Origin of the sequence: Pseudomonas batumici (assembly GCF_000820515.1) — a bacterium.
Lineage (GTDB): Bacteria > Pseudomonadota > Gammaproteobacteria > Pseudomonadales > Pseudomonadaceae > Aquipseudomonas > Aquipseudomonas batumici.
This window is the reverse complement of record NZ_JXDG01000020.1, coordinates 16597-36345: the sequence shown is the minus strand read 5'-3', so window position 1 is coordinate 36345 and position 19749 is coordinate 16597. Positions and strand designations below refer to the sequence as shown.

Genomic DNA, 19749 nt, shown 5'->3' with positions numbered 1-19749 from the left:
GGGTCACCCCCTGAAAATACGGTTGAAGGCGCGTTTGAGTAAGCCTTTGTTTCCAGCCATCGGGTTACCGAACAACTGTCCGGTCATCTCACGCACCGCGACGGTGATCTGCGCCCGCGGTGCTTGCAGCCCCAACGGCACGCCAGAGTTCTGGCTCTGGTTGACCAGACCGAAGTCGTTGGGCAATTTCAACAGGTTCACGCAGCGCAGCGCCTCGCCGATATCCTTGAGGCTGATCGCCGCCGCCTTGTCATAGCGGTTGACCACCACTTGCAATTGATCCCCACGCACACCAAGGTCTTCGCGAAGAATCCGCATCAGCGAGCTGGCATCACGCAGATGGCAGACGCTCTGCTGCACCACCACGTAGACCCTATCTGCCTGCTCCAGCACGGAGCCGGTGAGGTGGTCGATTTGCCGCGGCAGGTCGACCACAACCCAGTCGTAGCTCGAACGGGCCAGTTGCAGCAGGGTATCGAGTTGTTCGGGCTGGGCATCCTGTGCCAGGCACAGCTCGCCGGGCCGGCCGCCGAGCACATGCAAGGTCGGGCTGAAGTGGCTGCAGAATCCGCGTAACGCCACACTGTCCATGCCATCGACCTGCTGCAACACCTCCAGATGGCTGTGCGACTGCGCCACCTCCAGGTAATGCGCCACGCTGCCGAATTGCAGGTCCATGTCCAGCAACAGGGTATTGCTGCCCTTGAGGCTAAGTTGATGGGCCAGGTTGCAGGCCAGCAAGGTCCCGCCGGAGCCACCCTTGGCACTCATCACGGCGATCAGCTTGCCTTCGGCCCCACTGCTGACCCGGGCCTCCGCGACCAGGCGCCCCAAAGCGGCCACCAACTCCGTCTCGGCGATCGGCTCCGGCAGCACGTCACGGGCGCCGGCCTGCATCGCCAGGCGCATGGCCTCCTGCTCGTTCAACAGACCACAGACCAACAGCGGTGGGCGTTCATGGACCGGACGCTGGAGCAGTGCCGACAGCTCCTCGCGCCACAGGTGGCTGACGCGCACCAGCAACAGATCGGGCATCCGCTCCAGACCGTAGAGCGGGTCGACATGCCCATTGCTCACCAGGCGGGTGCTCACTTCCAGGCTCGGTATACGCTGGCAAACGCCTTGCAGATCACGCAACGCCGTAGCATCGCGGCTACTGATCAGCAATCGCAGCCCAGGCTTGCCGGTCGCGAGGGTTAACGGAGTTTCCTTGATATTCAGCATGGCGTGACCTCCCCTGATTCGGAGTGATGCCCAAGGGCTTCGCGTGGCTGGACCGCCCTGAAGGTGGGCAAGGTAATGGCCACGCCAAACCCGGGAATGAACAGGTTGAATACGTAGCCTTGCAGGCTGACCTGGACATAACGGATGGCACGGAATCCCGTGGCGCTGGTGGTGTCGGTGGGGTTGGCCACCACGGCACCGTTGGTATCCAGATAGCTCAGCGTCAGGTTCCCGGTGTTCAGATTGGTGATCAGCGGGCTCGTGCCCGTGTTGCCCGCGGCATTGAAGATCGCCCGTTGCAACACGATCGGATCGCTGATGTTGCACACCGCCGCCAGGCGTGCACCGCGCCGCGCGGACTCATCGAGGGCATTGACCGTGAAGTACAGGCGGCCCATTTCCAGCACGCCGAACAACACAATGAACACCAGTAGGCCGACAAGGGCGAACTCCACCACATAGACGCCACGCATGTGTTTGCGATTCATCACAGCACCCTCATGACAGTCGTTGCGACCAGCGGAATGCTCAGCGCAATCGAGTTGGCGAACAGCCCGGTAATCGATCCGGCACAGGCGCCGCCGCCAATCACCGGGCAGAAGGTATAGTTGATGGTCACCTGCACATGGTTGCTGCCCACGGCGGTGACCGTCACGTTGCCGGTCGTCAACCCGGACACCACGGCAGTCCCGGTGTTGGCAGGCACGCCATAGACGGCAACGTTTTTCGTCTGGGTCTGCAGCGTGCTGCTCAACGAGACAGTACCCAGCGTCGAGTTCCAGGCCTGGCTGGCGACATAACGGCCGGCATCACGACTGGCCTGCAGCAGGGTGTTGTACTGAAACAGCATCCGACCGAACTCACCGAGGGCCAGCAACAGCAGCAGCAGCAACGGCAGGACGAGGGTGAACTCGAGCAACGCCATGCCTTGCTGGTGCTTGGGCTGTTTGAATGTGTGAAGTCCCATGACGCCTCCTACGAGTCAGTGCTCGGAGTGCCGCTGCCATTGATATAGGTTTTATAGAGCTGAATGATTATCGGACCGGTATCACCCGAAGGATTGGGACCCGGTACGCTGTCGCCTGAGCACTCGCGCACGAACTGTCCGAAGATCTCCGAGGTACTGCCCGTGCTACCGGCCGGCTGCACCACGAAATAGCAGCCAAAGCCCAGGACCGGAATCGAAGTGGCGCCATTGTTTTTCCCGGTGCAGTTGCCAATCACGATTTTCAGCATCCGCCGCTCGAAGACCCCACCGCTCTGGCAACCGGTGCCGGTACCGCCGACACAGGCCGCCGAACTCGCCAGCCACTCGTTGTAGCCCAGTACGGACTGGCCGCCGGCGGTGAGCGTGCCGTTGTTCGACGTGATGGTCTGGCCCTTGTACTGCAGTGCCCCTGAGTTGTTGGTGATCACCGGCGTGCTGTAGCTGACGACCAGGTCAGGCGGGTACTGCGCGGCACTGACCCCTCCGGCGTACTGACCGAAGCGGGTATTCAAACCCTGGGAGGTCGGACCGACCTTGTTGCCCGGCGAGGTCGTGACATTTTGTCCGGCACTGAGGCACTCCGAGCCGCCGCCGGCCAGGTCCGTTCTGACCGTACTGCCACCCGAGCCGAAATCGAGCAACTGAAAGTTACCTGGGCCAATGGGGGACGTGGTGCCGGAGCCGGTTTTCAAATCCTGCAGATCGCCGAAGTGGTAGCCCCAGAAATTACCCGCGCTCGGGTTGTATTGATTGGGGTCGCCACACACCATCAGTGGCGCGAGATCACAGGGACTGGTGGGACTCGGTCCGGCGGTGGCCATCGCCGCCACCTTCTTGCTGCCCAGGCCGGCGGTGCCCAATCTCTGGACGAAGCTCCAGAAAAAACCGCTCAGGCTATAGCTCGGCACCGTCACCCGGACGTAAGTGGCATTCGCAGGCCCCGGATAAGAGAACGGTCCGTAGACGCTGTTGGACAGCTCCACCACCGCGAAGCCACCCGCGTTGCCGCCGATGGCCGCCGCCAGTTCGGTGTTGCCGGTGGCATTGGCATTGAGTGTCAGCGTATTCAACGCGGCGGTGCGCGTGGTGCTGGCAATGTTGGTGCCGCCGATGATCTGACTCAGGGTCTTGGCGCCACTCAGGGCGGCGGCGTCCACCGCATTCTGCAGGCGGCTCTTGTTCAGCAACATGTGGCCGCCGTCCAGCGCCAATGCCGCCAGCATGGTGATCGCCACCAGGGCGATCACCATCAGTACGGTCACCGATCCCCGCTGGCACTCAGGCTTCAGCGAAAACGGTCGTTGAATTCGAGGACACATCGTCAATTTCCTCACTTGCCAATACTGAACCGGATCGGTTGCCCCCGACTACCGGGGGCGTTCGCTCATTGCACATTGACCACGTGGGCTTCGATGCCACGGATAACGGTGATAGACCCGCCGACACTGCCGCTACGATGCATGACCGGTCTGGGCGCCGCTGCACTGGCGATCGTGATCGGCCGTGCAACAGGCGCGACAGGCGCAACGGCCACCGGCTTTTTATCGACGGCCAGCGGATTGCGCAGGGCCAATTGCAACTTCCCTTCGGTCTGCGCCGTGACCAGGCTTTCCGCCTCGGCGGCGGTCATCTCCAGCGTCACCGCGCGCACCACCACCGGTTGGGTCTTGTCCGTGCCCGCCGTCTGGTCCACCGCCAGCACGCGCAGGTTCTCGAGGATGGTTCTGGAGACGGCGGTGTTGCCGCCGCCATCGGTGTGTTTGGTCGCCAGCACATCGACCCGGTTACCCGGTAGCAGAAACCCGCCCACGCCGACCACATCGTCCACCCGTACCGAAATGGCACGTTTGTCCGTCGCGATCAGCGAGGCCAGGGTGCTGCCGCCCAGGTGCTCGCTCAGTCGTGCACCGCGAACGATGTCACCGCGCAGAATGTCGAACGTGGCGATCTTGCCCACGGCTTTTTCAGTGGCATCCAGGGCATCGTCCGGGATCGCATCCATGGGCATGCGCACGGTCGTGACCTGCTGGGCCTCGACCATCTGCCCGAAAGGAATCTCGACCGTGGAGACAACCACGCTTCGCAGGTGATCATCCGGGCTGGCATTGAGCCGTGCGCTCAACCAGGAGTTGGCCATCCACGCGGCACTCAGGCCCATGACCAGGGAAATACCAATCAGAGTGGCAGTACGAGAGCTCATTTCTGTATCTCCTGCTCAAAGAAAGTCGAGCTGAACGAAGTAGTTGTGCCAGGCCCATTCCAGTTCCTGCGGCGACAGTGGCCCACTGCCGCCCTGGTAACGCTGACGATCGAGTGCCATGCTCAGCAGATCGCGGGGATGGCAAGGCACCAGTGGCATGCCTTCAACCGCGTACAGTTTCTGCAGTGCATGGCGCACCAACATCGGGTCATGACGAATACCCAGGCGCTCGGACTCCTGCCGCCAGATCTGTTCGTACTGATCGGGCTTCAGGTAACCGAATTGCAGCTTGTAGCCAATCCGCCGCAGGAAGGCCTCGTCGGCCAACTCCAGGGGATTGAGGTTGGTGGAGAACACCAGGATCAGGTCGAACGGCAGTTCGCAATGCCGTCCGCCCCCCAGGTTGAGGAAGTCGCGCTTCTCTTCCATCGGAACGATCCAGCGATTGAACAGCTCGGCCGGTGCCATGCGCTGGCGGCCCATGTCGTCAATGATGAACAGGCCATTGCTGGCCTTGAGCTGCAGGGCGGCCTGGTACTGACGAGTGCCGGGGTCATAACGAACGTCCAGCTGCTCCATGCTCAATTCACCGCCGGTGATGACCACAGGGCGTTTGCAGCGCAGCAGTCGACGATCGATCCCTTTGTTGAGCATCAGGTTGTTCGGTTGACTGTCGTCATCCAGACGCTGATGCACCTGCGGGTCATAAATCTCGATCACCGATTCATTGATCACGATGGCATGGGGTACCCAGATGGATTCGGCGAACAGGCGAATCAATCGACTGCTGACATAGGTCTTGCCGGTCCCCGCGGGGCCATAAATCATCAGCGCACGCCCGGAGTTCAGCGCCACGCCCAGTTGATCGAGCATCTGCTCGGTGAGCACCACGCCGCTGAGCGCCGTGCGCATATCGTGGGCTCCGATGTTGCCATGGTGGATGGTCTGCAGCTTGATCAGGGAGCGGTAGGCATTCACCGGGAACGGTGCCGCGCCGACATAGCCGCTACGCGACAAGGCATCGCGAGCGGCACCACGACCGCGCTCGGTCAGGCCATAACGCAGCGCCTGCCCACCCATTTGCGCGCCCGACTGACCCAGTACCTCGACGCGACCATCCTTGCGTAGAAACACCAGGACCTCGTCCAAGACGGCACCGGTCAGCGCAAGGCGCTCCACCAGCCTCGGCATGTCCAGCACGCCAGCGTCATACAAATGCTTGCACACCAACTCACCAAGGAAACTATCCGTCAGCCCCGTCTCGCTGATCGTGCAAGGTTGGGGAGCGAGTCGCTGCACCGCCTCTCGTTCATTGTGGTAGACATCAGTCTCGACGACGTGCATGACTAACCTCCCAACCCACTGGCAAAGAGTTGCCAGTGAATGGTGTTTAAAGTGCCGAGCAAAATGGCAATTGAATAAGGGAAAGGCTTGCCGGCCACTTCATCTGAGGTGGGCGCCAAGTAAGCCTGCGCCCTCAGAATCAGCCAATAGCGCCCCAGAGTCTTGAATAACTGACCGCGAATCAGCACTATCAGAAAACCGCACATGCCACCGGCTATCAGGCTGAATAACGCAGCCCACAGCGCATAATGAAAAGGTAGAAAACTTCCGACCATGGCCATTAACTTGACGTCACCGGCGGCCATGCCACCCATCGCATACATGGGCAGAAACAGTGCAAAACAAATCAAGAGCCCCAACAGACCATCTCCCAATCCGCTTACACCCCCTGAATACAACTGACCGGCCAATCCCAAGGCAAGTCCCAACAGGATCAGCGTGTTTGAAATACGGTGGTGAAGCAGATCGCTCACCACCGCCACGCCTAGAAGTCCTATCAGCAAAATAGTAGAAACCAGCAGTTCCGTGGACATGGCGCGTCTCCCAAGTGGGATTAATCGTTAGCACGCAACGTTGTTATTCACCGCCTGGCAGAGCGCCAGGATCTTGGTGTTCACCGCACCGCCCAACAGAACGAACGCAGCGGCAACGGCGACCGTAATCAGCCCACCGGCCACGGCGTACTCCACGATGGTCAAACCTTTTTCATCTTCGGCGAACTTGCGTAGCGAAGTCTTTATTCCTTGCAGTTTCATTTTGCGCACCTCACTTGATCAGGAATATGACCCCGTGCTTACATGGGCAGGGAGCGTTCGAAGTTCATCGAGTTTTCCGGTGGTGTTATCAATAAGACAGTCACCACCGGTTATTCCATGGACTGCGTCGCATCCCTCCCGCCGTAAGTCTGGGTGATCAGCACGCAACGTTGCCGTTAACGGCCTGGCACAGTGCTCTGATCTTGGTATTCACGGCGCCGCCCAAAAGAACGAACGCGGCTGCCACCAATACCGTAATCAACCCACCGGCCACTGCATATTCCACAATGGTCAGGCCATCTTCATCTTTGGCGAACTTCATTACCGAAGTCTTGATCGTTTGAAGAGTCATTTCGCTCACCTCATTTCGATTGTTGTTCTTACGGGGAAGCAGCTCTTTTTAAACTGCTTGTGGCTACCTTAGTCAGGGCACTTGCAAGAGGGTTAGGAGGATTTTGCGTATCGCTAGGACTTTTTTGCGGGCACGCACTGCAGCGGGTAATCGGCATGGGCGCAGGGGAAAGAAAAGGCAGAAACACGGCAGGGTTCGCCAACACCCTGCCGATGATTCACAAACGACGAACGGTCGATCCCGGCCCATACACCCATAAATCACTGGCCGGCCCGGGCCGCCAGGCGGGACATAGAGCATATGGAACTGGACTCAGCTTTTTTTATCAGGATTCAATCTGAAAGGTGATATCACATTGACAATACTACTCACTGGATGGCTGTACGAACCTCAGAGCCAAGGGCATGACGTCGAAGGTGACCAGAAAACCATCATTGCTGTGGTTCGATCGGACCCATGATCGAAGCACCCCCGAGCTCATCGCGCAGTTTGAGCACGCCTGCGACTGTGTACTGGCGAAGGAATCGGTGTTCTCGGGCAAGGTGCACGCCGACATGATCTGCATCCATTTCGATCGTCCCGACACACTGGGGCTGAGGATGTTGCTGGAGATCAAGCACACCGCCCCCACCATTCCGATCACCATGTTCACCGTGCAACACTCCGAGGAACTGGCCGTATGGGCCATGCGCTCGTGTGTCTGGGAATACATGGTGCTGCCCCTTAGCGCCGCCGAAAAGAATCGCTACCTGACCGCCGTGGTTCAGCTCTACGAACTGCGCCGCACCATCAACGACCAACGCAAGACTCCACGGATTGACCATTCCCCGACCTTGCCGGGCAGCATCCGGATGACGCCGGGCCACCAGAAGCACCAGGCGCTCAGCCACGTATTGCTATACATCGATCAGCACTTTCGAGACAGCATCGACCAGAAGGAACTGGCCAAGCGTTGCGGCATGACCGCCTTTCGCTTCAGCCGTCTGTTCAAGGAAGCCTACGGACTCGGCTTCACGGACTACATCCTGAACAAGCGCATGAACTTCGCCAAGGAGCTGCTGGACAACAGCCAGATGCCCATTACCAGCATCGGCTACGAGGCCGGTTTCAAGGACCCCTCCTACTTCGCTCGCGCCTTCAAGCAGTTCGCCAGCTGCACACCGAGCGAATACCGTCTGACCCGCCAGCTTAGCGTGCCTGTCGCCTTGGAACTGGCGCAGGACAATGCAACCGCTGAAATGCTCGAGAGCCTGGTACAGAGTCTCGGCGGTTGACTCGCCGCCCCTTTGGCCGGAGGGGCAACAGAAGCCGCAGAAAGCAAAAGGCCCCATGCAAGGGGCCTTCAGAACGCTCAGTAGCACCCATATCAAGCGTCAACCCGGGCTTGCAGCAGCATCGGCCCATAACGCCAGGCGTACAGCGCGAACCCCGACGCCCAGCACAGGCCGGCCAGCCACAACGCCGGCAAGGGAAAGAACAGGATCAACACGACCCGGCTGAGACACCCAAGGTTCAGCAAAATGAACGCCAGGGTCATGCCCGACGGCGGTTCCAGGGCACGACCGGTATGTCCCAGGCTGACCCGCGCGATCATTGCCAGGATCAGCCCCCCCATCGCCCCTACCGTCAGGCAATGCAGCGCCAGGCTCGGGTTCAACGGCACGCCGAAATGCCACAGCGCCATCCCGAGACAAGCCACCGCCAGCCAGCCATACGCCAGGTGCAACGACCACAGCAACGGCACGCGCCAGAACGCCCGATCATGCCAGCGCAACAGACGCAGCAGATGCCCGGCCGCCAACACCGTGAACAGCAGGCCAACCCAGGGGTTGGGGGTCAGCGCAGGTCCTGCGGCATAGAGCAAGGCCACCAGCGGCGAGCCCACCAACAGCAGCCGATCCAGCCAGGGCCAAGGGGCAACGCCCTCGGCCCGGCCAAGACCGCGCTGGGTGAAGAACGGAATGATGCGCCCACCGATCAACCCCATCATGGCCGCCACCAGCCAGATACCGGTCAATACGCCCTGGCGCTGCCAGCCTTCATGCCCTTCAACCAGGCCATACAGGGACAGGCCGTCGGCCCCGCTCAGCAGCAGCAACATGATCACAATCGGGTAGTTACGCTTCTGCCGTACCTTCCACAGGGTCATCCCCATGGAAAATGCCACGGCCAGCGGGAATGCCAACTCCAGCAGCGCGAGCAACGGCCATGGCAGATTGACCAGCCAGGCCACGCGCGCGCTGAACCACAACAGTGCCAACACCGCCAACGGTGTGCCGCTGACACCGGGACGTCCGGTCCAGGTCTGCACGGCCGTCAGCAGAAAGCCCGCGACAATCGCCAGGGCAAACCCGAACAGCATCTCGTGTCGATGCCAGCCCAGCCAACCACCGGCCGGCTGCCAGCTGGAAATGCCACCACTGAGGGCTGTCAGCCAAAGGGGGATGGCCAGCACCGCCAAGAAGCAGCCGGCGAGGAAAAATAACCGAAAGGCCAGCTGCAACAGCGGCGGGACCGCCCTGGTTTCACTGCGCTCAAGCACTTGCATAAAGCTACTCCTCTGCCTTGTCGCGGAGCTGACGCTCACCGACGAGCATCGCGGTCAATCCGCAGTACAATGATCGGGTATTCGCGATCAAAGGCAGTTGTCGCAGATCAAATCGACAAGGCTTGCGCTTGCTGACACCTCCCCCCCTTGCTTCGTCAAACCTTGAAATGGCTGACCATCATCTGCAACTGGTTGCCCAACCGTGCCAGCTCGACGCTGGAGGCGGCGGTTTCGTCGCTGGCGGCAGCGGTCTGCTCGGAAACGTCGCGCACGTTGACGATGCTGCGGCTGATCTCGTCGGCCACGGCGCTCTGTTGCTCGGCGGCGGCCGCGATCTGCTGATTCATCGACTGGATGTTCGACACCGTGCGGGTGATATTGCCCAGTGACACACCGGCCTTGCGCGTCAGTTCGACGCTGTTATCGGTCAGGCTGCGACTGTTGTTCATGACGTTGGCCACCTGCTCGGTGCCACTTTGCAAACCGGCGACCAGCCCTTCGATCTCCTCGGTGGACTTCTGGGTACGCTGGGCCAGGCTGCGAACTTCATCGGCGACCACGGCGAAACCACGACCGGCCTCACCGGCACGGGCGGCTTCGATGGCCGCGTTGAGGGCCAACAGGTTGGTCTGCTCGGCCACGGCCTTGATCACGTCCATGACGCTACCGATCTTGCTGCTTTCCTGCTGCAGGAGCGTCATCGCCTCGGTGGAGCGCACCACTTGCGCAGCCAGGTGCTCGATCTGCGCGATGACCTCGGCAACCACTTTGTCACCTTCACGGGCCTGGCCGTCGGCGTCTACAGCGGCTTGCGAGGCTTGTTCGGCGTTGCGCGCGACTTCCTGCACCGTGGTGGTCATTTCGTGCATGGCGGTGGCGACCTGATCGGTCTCGACTTTCTGACTGTTAACGCCAATGCTGGTCTGTTCGGTCACCGCCGACAGCGCTTCGGCGGCATTGGTGATCTGCGTGACGCCATCGCGAATACCGCTGATCAGCTCGCGCAGGGTCGTGCCCATGCGCCGGATGCCTTGTTGCAACACACCCAGTTCGTCACGGCGCGTCACCACCAGGTTGTGGGTCAGGTCGCCGGCGGCAATGCGTTCGACCACGGCCAGGGTTTCGCGGATCGGTCGGGTAATCTGGCGGGTGATGATGACCGCGGCCAGGATGCCGAACAGCAAGGTGAACAAGGCACAGCCCAATTGCAGCGTGCGAGTCTGGACGACTTCGCTGTTGCGGCTGTCTATTTGCCCCTGGTAAAGGGCGTCGCTGATAGCCGATATCTGGCCCACTTGGTCGACCAGCTCCTTGCCCGTCAGGGTCACGACGTTGCCAGCCGTCTTGAAGTCCAGGAAGGCGGTCCGGTAGTTGCCCAGGGCGGTTTCCAGCTGATGCCATGCATCCGGTTGGGACGAGCTGAAATGTTCGCCAAGCTGTTTCAGGCCATCAACGGCTTCATTGAGTTGCTTCAAGGCCTTCTGCTCGCTATTCGGAGTGCCGTCGGCGATGTAACCGCGAACTTCGAAACGGCTCAGCAGGAACAGTTCCTGGACTTGGGTGATGGCCTGGAAGCGTTCGAAACGCTCCACGTCGCCCGGGGGCATTTGCAGCACGCTGCTGCGGATTGCGTCGATCTGCTTGAAGGCCGCTTCCCCGCTGCTGCTGAAGGTTTGGCGTGCACTGTTGCGGACTCGATAGGCGTCATGCATTTTATTCAGGGACTGCTGGAATTTGCCGACGATGACCGCCTGTTCCTGAAGGAGTTTGACAAATTCAGGCTTTTTGAACGTGCTGATCAGTTTTTGCTCCTGGGCGTTGAAGGCGTCCAGATTCACCTGCACGTTCTGCGCAGCCGTTTCATCGCCATTGGTCACCACGTACTGCAGGCGAGCCTCGCGTACTTTGGTCAGCAGCGCGTTCAACAAGGTGACATCGCCCATGCGGTCGCTGCGCCAAACCAAGCTGTCCAGGCTGGTCCAGCCGGTCAGTGCAAGGACAGAGGTCAGTGCCAATACCAGGCCGAAGCCCAGGGCCAGCTTGAGGTTGACGCTGATATTGCCGAGCCATTTACTCATTCCATTTCCCCACAAGGCATTCTGTTCTTGGTTTTCAGGTGACAGGGAAACTGTTCCCGGGGACCCTTGGTGGCTTCTCAAGGCAGTTATCGGCGTAATATTTTTTCGCTGAAATGTTTCTATTTGTTTCTTTCGATCTTATCCACATCTGTTTGGTGGCGATAGGAGCGGCTGTTACTTTCCCCAGGCATTCGGCCAGCCTGCTGCATTGGCAGGATGAGGTGTGGGTCAAGTGGCAAGACATGCCGCTCTGATACCCAATAAAAATAATAAATTTCAATTACTTACATAGTTGATGAGCGGGTTTGCGCCTTATCTTGGAGCGTCTCCTATACTCATTCGCTCCGACAGGTTCGATGCAAACATTCGAACGCCGTCGCAACAGCAGTCAGCTGTGCTGATAGCTTCCCTCCCAGTCACTGCAAGGAGATCGAACATGGCAATCCGCATTGGCGATGAAGCACCGGATTTCACTGCCGAAAGCACCGAAGGTCCGCTCCACTTCCACGAGTGGATTGGCGACAAGTGGGCCATTCTGTTCTCGCACCCGAAGGATTTCACCCCTGTCTGTACCACCGAACTCGGTTATATGGCCGGACTCAAGCCGGAGTTCGACAAACGTAACACCAAGATAGTCGGGCTCAGCGTCGACCCGGTCAGTGACCACCTGGCCTGGCTCGGTGACATCAAGGAAACCCAGGGCCATGCGGTCAACTATCCCATGATCGGCGACGAGAACCTGGTCGTAGCGAAGCTCTACGACATGATTCACCCGAATGCCTCCGGCGGCGCACGCACCGCCGTGGACAACGCCACGGTGCGTTCGGTGTTCATCGTCGGCCCGGACAAGAAAGTCAAGGCGATGCTGGTCTACCCAATGAGTGCCGGGCGCAACTTCGACGAAGTGTTGCGCCTGCTCGACTCTCTGCAATTGAACGCCAAGCACACCGTCGCCACCCCAGTGAACTGGCGTCCGGGTGAGGACGTCATCATCCCCACTTCGGTGTCCGACGAAGATGCCAGGAAGAAATACCCGCAGGGCTTCAAGACGTTGAAGCCTTATTTGCGCACCGTGGCACAGCCGAAGTAACAACAACCCGCAAGGGCTCGATCAATTTGGAGAAGGATGATGGATCCGGGAGCGACGCTACGCTCGATCCCGGACCTGAAATCCCATGAGATCAGGGCCCTCGGTTTGCCACCCCGCAATAATGTGAAACACCGTCTATAACCCGATGCTAGTCTGATAAATGCGTCATCCGGTCGGCGTAGTTTGTGACTCCATTGGAGTTGCGGGTTGACCATGGGGGGATTGAGCCAACACATTTCGTGGTGGTCGGGGGGATTCGTCGGCACTGTGCCGGTAGGACAGGAACTATGAGTAACCCCCAAACGATTCACCCGATCTGGCTCCGGCTGACCCACTGGGTCAATGTCATCGCTGTGGTCATCCTGGTCATGAGCGGTTGGCGAATCTATAACGCCTCGCCGATTTTTTCCTTTCAGATTCCCGCCGGTATCACCTTGGGTGGTTGGTTGGCGGGGGCACTCCTTTGGCATTTTGCGGCGATGTGGATACTGTTCATCAACGGTATCGTTTACCTGCTGCTCAATATTTTCTCCGGCCGCATCGCCTACAAGTTTTTCCCCATACGCCCCACCGACGTCTTTCATGATTTTCTGGCAGCTCTCAGGGGCAAGCTCGCCCATGCGGACTTGCGGCAATACAACGCCCTGCAAAAGCTTGCCTACCTGTTTGTCGTACTCGATCTTGTTGTGCTCGTGCTGTCGGGCCTGGTGATCTGGAAGTCGGTGCAGTTTCCTTTGCTGAGGGAGCTGATGGGCGGTTATGACTCAGCGCGCATCGTGCATTTTGTCTGCATGGCCCTGCTGGTCGCTTTTACCGTGGTGCATCTGGTGATGGTGGCCCTCGTGCCGCGCACCCTGATTGCCATGCTGCGTGGGCACTGACTCATGAACAGAAAGAGTGGCGAAGACAAAATGGCTGAGCCCGCCATCATCCAGTCGGTGGCGCAGGAGCTTGATCTCCCTGCCCGCAGACAGTTTCTGCGCTATGCCTGGACGCTGGGCGGGATTGCCTTGCTGACGGGCTGTCGTGTTGATGACAGCGACTCCGTGGAGTCCATGCTGAGAAGGGTGTCGCGCTTCAACGACAAGGTTCAGGCGGCGCTGTTCGATCCGAGCAGACTGGCACCGACTTATCCTGAGTCGATGATGACGCGGCCATTTCCCTTCAACGCCTATTACGACCGCAACGGCATTCCGGACATCGACGGTGATGATTTCAAACTCACGGTCGGCGGTCTGGTCCAGGATAAACACAGCTGGACCCTTGCCGAATTGAGCCAGTTGCCGCACACCAGTCAGGTCACGCGGCTGATTTGCGTGGAGGGCTGGAGCGCCATCGGAAAATGGGGTGGAGTGACCTTTTCGACCTTTCTACAACGTGTGGGCGCCGACACCAGTGCCAAATATGTCGGACTCAAATGCGCTGATGACTATTACACCAGCATCGACATGCCCACAGCCTTGCACGCGCAAACGCTGCTGACCCTGAGTTATGACGATCAGGTATTGCCGCCGGAATACGGTTACCCCCTGCGGCTGCGTATGCCGACCAAATTAGGCTTCAAGAACCCCAAGCATGTGGTGGAGATCTTTGTGACCAATGACTATCCCGGTGGCTATTGGGAGGATCAGGGTTACAACTGGTTCAGTGGCAGTTGAGCAATCGGCTGTCCTGAAAAACGGCGTATTGCCGCTGTCGTTAACGCGAACTACACAGGAGTAGTGACATGAAGAAGCTGATTGTTACGGCGGTTGCCGCCGTTGTTCTGGGGCTGGCCGCTGCCCCACTGTTTGCAGCTGAAACCGGGACAGGTGATATGTCCAAGGATCAGATGGCCAAGCCTGCGATGCAAAAGGATGAAATGAAAAAAGATGAAATGAAAGGCACCGCAGCGAAGAAAGCGCACCACTACAAGACCAAAGGCAACAAGGCGAAGAGTGACGCCATGAAAAAAGACAGCATGGATAAAGGTGGCGCCATGAAGAGCGATGGTATGGAAAAAAAGGACGACATGAGCAATGACACGATGAAGAAGTATTGAGACGCCCGGTCGCATCAGCAGTGGATCGTGTGTGCTCCCGCCAGGGACATTCCAGGAGCATCGGCACCGACTGATTGACAGACGATCCAGAAAAGTCGTCTGCCAATCACTCGAGGGCTCAAGCGATGAAAACGACTGTTGGCGTGCCTAGGTGTTCCCACCTGTGCAATGGCTTTCCAGGTCCTGCCTTCGTCTTGCTTGATGGTCGAGCCGTGGGAGAGGCCACGCCTGATCGATGACTGCTCATTACAAAATCCGCATATACAATTTTTCAAATATAACCGACACAAAACCTGACCACTCTCCAGGACCCTCCTCATTTCATGGGTGTTTCAGTGAGACCGTTCGGCGCAATCCGATGCCCTCATCGAACAAATCCGCCCTTGATGCTTTACCTTATATTCGAAAAATCATATATTCGAAAAATCGCATATGAGCCAAGGCCTCATTATGACCACCACAGCAATGACCGACCACCTGACCCCCACCACCGTTTTCAAATGCCTGGCCGACGACAATCGGGTTCGCATGATGCTGCTGGTCACCCGTGAGGGTGAACTCTGCGTCTGCGAACTGACCTGCGCGCTCAACGAGAGTCAACCCAAAGTATCCCGGAACTTGGCACAACTGCGTAACTGCGGCCTGCTGGCGGATCGTCGGCAAGGCCAATGGGTCTACTACCGACTGCACCCGAACCTGCCTGATTGGGTGCATAGCGTTCTGACCACCGTTCTGGAGGCCAACAAGCATTGGTTGAGCCCTGATGCCAAACGCCTTGATGAAATGGGCGACCGCCCCGAACGCGTCGCTGCCTGCTGCTGAACCCTAACCGCCTGAGGTTGGTTTATGAGAGAGAGTCCGATGAAGATACTGTTCCTCTGCACGGCCAATAGTTGCCGCAGCATTCTCTGTGAAGCGGCCTTCAACCATTTGGCCCCTGCGGGCATGAAAGCCTACAGCGCGGGCAGCCAGCCCAAAGGCGAAGTGCATCCACTGGCCCTGAAAACGTTGGAAAAGACAGGCATCTCAACGGTTGGGCTGTTCAGCAAGTCCAGCGACGCGCATGAACACCTTGCTCCCGACTTCGTCATTACCGTCTGCGATAAAGCCGCGGGTGAAGCCTGCCCGGCGTTCTTCGGCCCCTCGATCAAGGGGCACTGGGGTTTGGCTGACCCATCGGACTTTCACGGCACACCGGAAGAAGTCCAGGCCGCATTTGATGTGACCCTGGAGCAAATCACCCGGCGACTGGAAGCGTTCCTGGCTTTACCCCTTTCCACCTTGGGTGCCGAGCAGCTCAAGGCTGAGCTGGCTCTGATCAGTACGCTTTAACGCAGGAAATATGGCCCTCTTGTGGAAGTGCCGGTGCTGATTTCCCTGGTCGGTGTCGCCTTTTGGCTGAAGCGCCGCTGGTTCGATGATTCCAAGAGCGCCATGGCGCAGGACAACGACTATGTACGATGACCCTATCCCCCAACTCGATGCCGAACTGGTGGATTTCCCATCAACTGACAAGCTCGGTATCGAACAGACCTCCACCCACAAACCGCGCATTTTGCTGCTGTACGGATCGACTCGTGAGCATTCCTTCAGTCGGCTGCTGGTCGAAGAAGCGGCTCGGCTATTGGAGCACTTCGGCGCCGAGGCGCGGGTTTTCAACCCTTCAGGGTTACCACTTCCGGATGACGCCCCTGCCGATCACCCTCGGGTTCAGGAACTGCGCGAGCTGATGCAGTGGTCCGAGGGACAGGTCTGGTGCTCCCCTGAACGTCACGGCTCGATGAGCGCGGTCTTCAAGGCACAGATCGACTGGGTCCCCCTGGCCATGGGTGCTGTGCGCCCGACCCAGGGCAAAACCCTTGCCGTCATGCAGGTGTGCGGCGGTTCGCAGTCGTTCAACGTGGTCAATCAACTGCGGGGGCTGGGACGTTGGATGCGCATGTTCACCATCCCCAACCAGTCGTCCGTACCGAAGGCCTATATGGAGTTCGACGACAACGGTCGAATGAGGGCCTCCCCTTTCTACGACCGAGTCGTTGATGTGATGGAGGAGTTGGTGAAATTCACGCTGCTGCTGCGCGACCGCCAGGACTATCTGGTTGATCGCTACTCCGAGCGCAAGGAGTCGGCGGAAGAACTCATGAAACGTGTCAATCAGCGCTCCATCTGAGGAATTTTTACCGTGCAATAACCCCCCTAGTCCGTACTCCCCTTGGCGCTGCTCAAAGCCCATTGATCTTCACAGAGTACCCGGCATCCAGCCCATATCGAATACATCGGCCAGTTCGACACCCAGTCGAACTGTCACTGACGACAGACACAGAGCACAACACCATGACTATCAAAGTTGGCATCAATGGTTTCGGTCGGATCGGTCGCCTCGCACTGCGAGCCGCCTGGAGCTGGCCAGAATTTGAATTCGTCCAGATCAACGATCCGGCAGGTGACGCGGCGACGCATGCGCACTTGCTGAACTTCGACTCGGTGCACGGCCGCTGGAATCATCAGGCTGACGCCGAGGGCGACAGCATTGTCATCGACGGCAAGCGAATCAAGGTAACAACCAACAAGGCGATTGCCGACACCGACTGGTCGGGCTGCGATCTGGTGATAGAGGCCAGCGGCAAGATGAAGACCGTCGCGGTGCTCCAGGCTTACCTCGACCAGGGCGTGAAGCGCGTGGTGGTCAGTGCCCCGGTGAAAGAAAAAGGCGCGCTGAACATCGTCATGGGCGTCAACCATCAGTTGTTCAATGCTGCGGAACATCGCATCGTCACGGCGGCATCATGCACCACCAACTGCCTGGCGCCAGTGGTGAAGGTAATCCACGAGAAACTGGGCATTCGCCACGGTTCGATCACCACCATCCATGACCTGACCAACACCCAAAGCATTCTCGATCAACCCCACAAGGATCTGCGTCGTGCACGCGCTTCAGGCATGAGCCTGATTCCGACCAGTACCGGCTCGGCGACCGCCATTGCCGAAATCTTCCCGGAGCTGCGCGGACGCCTGAATGGTCACGCCGTGCGCGTGCCGTTGGCCAACGCTTCGCTGACCGACTGTGTCTTCGAGGTCGAGCGCGCCACTACCGTCGAGGAAGTGAACCAGTTCCTGAAGGATGCTTCGGAAAACGAGCTGAAGGACATCCTCGGTTTCGAAGACCGCCCGCTGGTATCCATCGACTACCGTACCGACCCACGCTCATCGATCATCGATGCGCTGTCGACCATGGTTATCAATGGCACCCAGGTCAAACTCTATGCCTGGTATGACAACGAATGGGGCTATGCCAACCGCACCGTCGAACTGGCCAGAATGGTCGGGTTGGCAGTCTGAGGAGCGGTCATGAAAGCGTTGTCAGCCCTCGCTCCAGAAGTGCGGCAGTATCTGCTCGTAACGGGTAATTACTGGGCCTTCACCCTCACCGACGGCGCCTTGCGCATGTTGGTGGTGCTGCATTTCAACGAGCTGGGCTACAGCCCATTTCAAATCGCGGCGTTGTTTCTGTTCTACGAATTCTTTGGTGTGGTCACCAACCTCGTCGGTGGCTACCTCGGGGCTCGGTTGGGTCTGAACCGGACCATGAACATCGGGCTGGGCATGCAGGTCGTGGCGTTGCTGATGCTGGCAGTGCCCTCGACCTGGCTGAGCATTCCTTGGGTCATGGGCGCCCAGGCGCTGTCAGGGATCGCCAAAGACCTGAACAAGATGAGCGCCAAAAGCTCCATCAAACTCCTGGTGTCCGATGGGCAACAGGGCAAGCTTTACCAATGGATAGCCATCCTCACCGGCTCGAAGAATGCACTCAAGGGTGTCGGTTTCTTTCTCGGTGGAGCCTTGCTGGCCTTGATGGGTTTCAAAGGTGCGTTGCTGGCCATGTCAGGCGTCCTGGCGCTGATCTGGATCGGCAGCCTGATTCTGCTGAAAAGAGACCTGGGCAAAGCCAAGGCCAAGCCCAAGTTTCGTGAAATCCTTTCCAAGAGCCGGGCGATCAACATTCTCTCAGCGGCACGGATGTTTCTGTTCGGCGCTCGTGATGTCTGGTTCGTGGTGGCCTTGCCGGTCTACCTGAGCAGTGTTTTTGGCTGGGACTTTTGGAAGGTCGGTGGGTTCCTGGCGGCCTGGGTGATCGGCTACGGCATCGTGCAATCGTTCGCTCCGCGCATTACCGGCAAGAAGCGCGGACATGTTCCAGATGGCCGTGCGGCATTCCTGTGGGCGCTTGCTCTGGCAGGCCTACCTGCGGCAATCGCTCTCGGGCTGAACAGCGGGCTGTCGCAACAGGTGGTTCTGTTGGGTGGACTGATGGTCTTTGGTGCGCTGTTCGCGGTGAACTCTTCGCTGCACAGCTACCTGATCGTGTCCTACGCCAAGGAAGACGGCGTGTCGCTGGATGTGGGTTTTTACTACATGTCGAACGCCATGGGACGACTGATAGGCACGGTGCTCTCGGGGTGGGTTTATCAGGCGTATGGGCTGGGTGCGTGCTTATGGATATCCAGCATGTTCGTGCTGCTCGCTGCAGTGATTTCCGTAGGATTACCGAGGCATGCCAAGGCGATTTGAGGCCGTTTTGACAGGAGAGGTGCGGCCGATCATCAGAATAAGACACCTCTAGCCTTCCAGATTTTAGGGGATATGCTCGTGGGGTTTTCTGATCAAATCAGCTAGCCACTACAAACCCGAGCCTTACGTTCATACTCCCACCCTCGGCACGCCAGGCCGACATGCTTGGGGATCAGCGCTGAGCCACTGCTGTAGGCCGTAATGGTCCGACGGGTAAACCCCAACTCCACCGCCGCCGCAGACAGGGAAAGGTTGTTGTTGGCGAGCCAGCGCTTGAAATCCTTCGTCAACATCACCTCACCCGCTTGCTCAAGCGCCAGCCGATGCAAGGTCATGGCTGACAGCTCAAGATCATCCCCCCAACTCACATCAAAGCCCCACTCGCCCACCTCGGCTTTGTCAAACAGCGCAAGATTCTCCAGAGGCTGGAGCACGGGGAAGGCGCGAATATGCTCTGCCAAATCAACGGTATGGCGCTTGCCATTGTTCCAATCGACGGTCAAAGCCAGTTTGTCGGCGACGGGTTGCACAGCCGTGATACGAAGCTTGCTGGTCACTTT

Annotated in this window: 22 protein-coding genes and 1 pseudogene; 10 read left to right on the top strand and 13 right to left on the bottom strand. The window is 58.9% G+C overall.

Features of this window, described 5'->3' with window-relative positions:
* Positions 1 to 3: 3 nt before the first annotated feature.
* From UCMB321_RS09300 to UCMB321_RS09260, 9 genes are all read right to left on the bottom strand, one after another.
* Entirely contained in the window at positions 4 to 1224 is a 1221-nt protein-coding gene (locus tag UCMB321_RS09300) for an AAA family ATPase (RefSeq protein ID WP_040065675.1), read from the bottom strand.
* Entirely contained in the window at positions 1218 to 1712 is a 495-nt protein-coding gene (locus UCMB321_RS09295; RefSeq protein ID WP_040065672.1) for a TadE/TadG family type IV pilus assembly protein, read from the bottom strand. Before UCMB321_RS09295 ends, UCMB321_RS09300 begins: the two co-directional genes overlap by 7 nt.
* Positions 1712 to 2191, bottom strand: coding sequence for a TadE/TadG family type IV pilus assembly protein (locus UCMB321_RS09290; protein ID WP_040065670.1), 480 nt, complete (start codon positions 2189 to 2191; stop codon positions 1712 to 1714). Before UCMB321_RS09290 ends, UCMB321_RS09295 begins: the two co-directional genes overlap by 1 nt.
* 8 nt (positions 2192 to 2199) lie before the next feature.
* Positions 2200 to 3531: a TadE/TadG family type IV pilus assembly protein gene (locus UCMB321_RS09285; protein WP_040065669.1), complete on the bottom strand. Its 1332-nt coding sequence runs from the start codon at positions 3529 to 3531 to the stop codon at positions 2200 to 2202.
* A 65-nt stretch (positions 3532 to 3596) separates the two neighbouring features.
* A complete protein-coding gene (gene cpaB / locus UCMB321_RS09280; RefSeq protein ID WP_040065667.1) occupies positions 3597 to 4412 on the bottom strand; it encodes a Flp pilus assembly protein CpaB in 816 nt (271 codons plus the stop codon).
* A gap of 15 nt (positions 4413 to 4427) precedes the next feature.
* Positions 4428 to 5756: a P-loop NTPase family protein gene (locus tag UCMB321_RS09275; protein ID WP_040065661.1), complete on the bottom strand. Its 1329-nt coding sequence runs from the start codon at positions 5754 to 5756 to the stop codon at positions 4428 to 4430.
* Between the two features lie 2 nt (positions 5757 to 5758).
* Complete coding sequence (locus UCMB321_RS09270; RefSeq protein ID WP_040065658.1) at positions 5759 to 6289, bottom strand: A24 family peptidase; 531 nt, start codon at positions 6287 to 6289, stop codon at positions 5759 to 5761.
* A gap of 27 nt (positions 6290 to 6316) precedes the next feature.
* Entirely contained in the window at positions 6317 to 6511 is a 195-nt protein-coding gene (locus tag UCMB321_RS09265) for a Flp family type IVb pilin (RefSeq protein ID WP_040065656.1), read from the bottom strand.
* Between the two features lie 157 nt (positions 6512 to 6668).
* Positions 6669 to 6863 (bottom strand): Flp family type IVb pilin, encoded by a 195-nt coding sequence (locus UCMB321_RS09260; protein WP_040065653.1) that lies wholly within the window; start codon positions 6861 to 6863, stop codon positions 6669 to 6671.
* Positions 6864 to 7267: 404 nt separating this feature from the next.
* Here UCMB321_RS09260 and UCMB321_RS09255 point away from each other — a divergent pair, with 404 nt between their 5' ends.
* A complete protein-coding gene (locus UCMB321_RS09255; protein ID WP_040065651.1) occupies positions 7268 to 8137 on the top strand; it encodes a helix-turn-helix transcriptional regulator in 870 nt (289 codons plus the stop codon).
* A gap of 92 nt (positions 8138 to 8229) precedes the next feature.
* Here the strand turns inward: UCMB321_RS09255 and UCMB321_RS09250 are convergent, their stop codons facing one another.
* From UCMB321_RS09250 to UCMB321_RS31710, 3 genes and pseudogenes are all read right to left on the bottom strand, one after another.
* A complete protein-coding gene (locus UCMB321_RS09250; protein ID WP_040065650.1) occupies positions 8230 to 9411 on the bottom strand; it encodes an NnrS family protein in 1182 nt (393 codons plus the stop codon).
* A 155-nt stretch (positions 9412 to 9566) separates the two neighbouring features.
* Positions 9567 to 10271 carry a methyl-accepting chemotaxis protein gene (locus tag UCMB321_RS31715; RefSeq protein ID WP_425338549.1) on the bottom strand — a complete coding sequence of 235 codons (705 nt, stop codon included), beginning with the start codon at positions 10269 to 10271 and terminating at the stop codon, positions 9567 to 9569.
* A 198-nt stretch (positions 10272 to 10469) separates the two neighbouring features.
* Positions 10470 to 11354, bottom strand: a pseudogene (locus UCMB321_RS31710) (methyl-accepting chemotaxis protein); the annotation flags it as partial.
* 571 nt (positions 11355 to 11925) lie between these two features.
* Here UCMB321_RS31710 and UCMB321_RS09240 point away from each other — a divergent pair.
* From UCMB321_RS09240 to arsJ, 9 genes are all read left to right on the top strand, one after another.
* Positions 11926 to 12579: a peroxiredoxin gene (locus UCMB321_RS09240; RefSeq protein WP_040065646.1), complete on the top strand. Its 654-nt coding sequence runs from the start codon at positions 11926 to 11928 to the stop codon at positions 12577 to 12579.
* 287 nt (positions 12580 to 12866) lie between these two features.
* Positions 12867 to 13460, top strand: a complete 594-nt coding sequence (locus UCMB321_RS09235; protein ID WP_040065644.1) for a cytochrome b/b6 domain-containing protein — start codon at positions 12867 to 12869, stop codon at positions 13458 to 13460.
* Between the two features lie 3 nt (positions 13461 to 13463).
* Positions 13464 to 14237 (top strand): molybdopterin-dependent oxidoreductase, encoded by a 774-nt coding sequence (locus UCMB321_RS09230; RefSeq protein WP_040065642.1) that lies wholly within the window; start codon positions 13464 to 13466, stop codon positions 14235 to 14237.
* Positions 14238 to 14305: 68 nt separating this feature from the next.
* A complete protein-coding gene (locus tag UCMB321_RS09225) occupies positions 14306 to 14620 on the top strand; it encodes a pentapeptide MXKDX repeat protein (RefSeq protein ID WP_040065641.1) in 315 nt (104 codons plus the stop codon).
* 465 nt (positions 14621 to 15085) lie between these two features.
* Entirely contained in the window at positions 15086 to 15442 is a 357-nt protein-coding gene (locus UCMB321_RS09220; protein ID WP_040065639.1) for a metalloregulator ArsR/SmtB family transcription factor, read from the top strand.
* 39 nt (positions 15443 to 15481) lie between these two features.
* Complete coding sequence (locus UCMB321_RS09215) at positions 15482 to 15952, top strand: arsenate reductase ArsC (RefSeq protein WP_040065634.1); 471 nt, start codon at positions 15482 to 15484, stop codon at positions 15950 to 15952.
* Between the two features lie 121 nt (positions 15953 to 16073).
* A complete protein-coding gene (gene arsH / locus UCMB321_RS09210) occupies positions 16074 to 16790 on the top strand; it encodes an arsenical resistance protein ArsH (protein ID WP_040065632.1) in 717 nt (238 codons plus the stop codon).
* A 164-nt stretch (positions 16791 to 16954) separates the two neighbouring features.
* Complete coding sequence (locus tag UCMB321_RS09205) at positions 16955 to 17959, top strand: ArsJ-associated glyceraldehyde-3-phosphate dehydrogenase (protein WP_040065631.1); 1005 nt, start codon at positions 16955 to 16957, stop codon at positions 17957 to 17959.
* Between the two features lie 9 nt (positions 17960 to 17968).
* Positions 17969 to 19189, top strand: a complete 1221-nt coding sequence (gene arsJ / locus UCMB321_RS09200) for an organoarsenical effux MFS transporter ArsJ (protein WP_040065630.1) — start codon at positions 17969 to 17971, stop codon at positions 19187 to 19189.
* 101 nt (positions 19190 to 19290) lie between these two features.
* On the opposite strand, the gene UCMB321_RS09195 is transcribed toward arsJ, so the two are convergent.
* Positions 19291 to 19746, bottom strand: coding sequence for a DUF2442 domain-containing protein (locus UCMB321_RS09195; protein WP_040065628.1), 456 nt, complete (start codon positions 19744 to 19746; stop codon positions 19291 to 19293).
* Positions 19747 to 19749 lie beyond the last annotated feature (3 nt).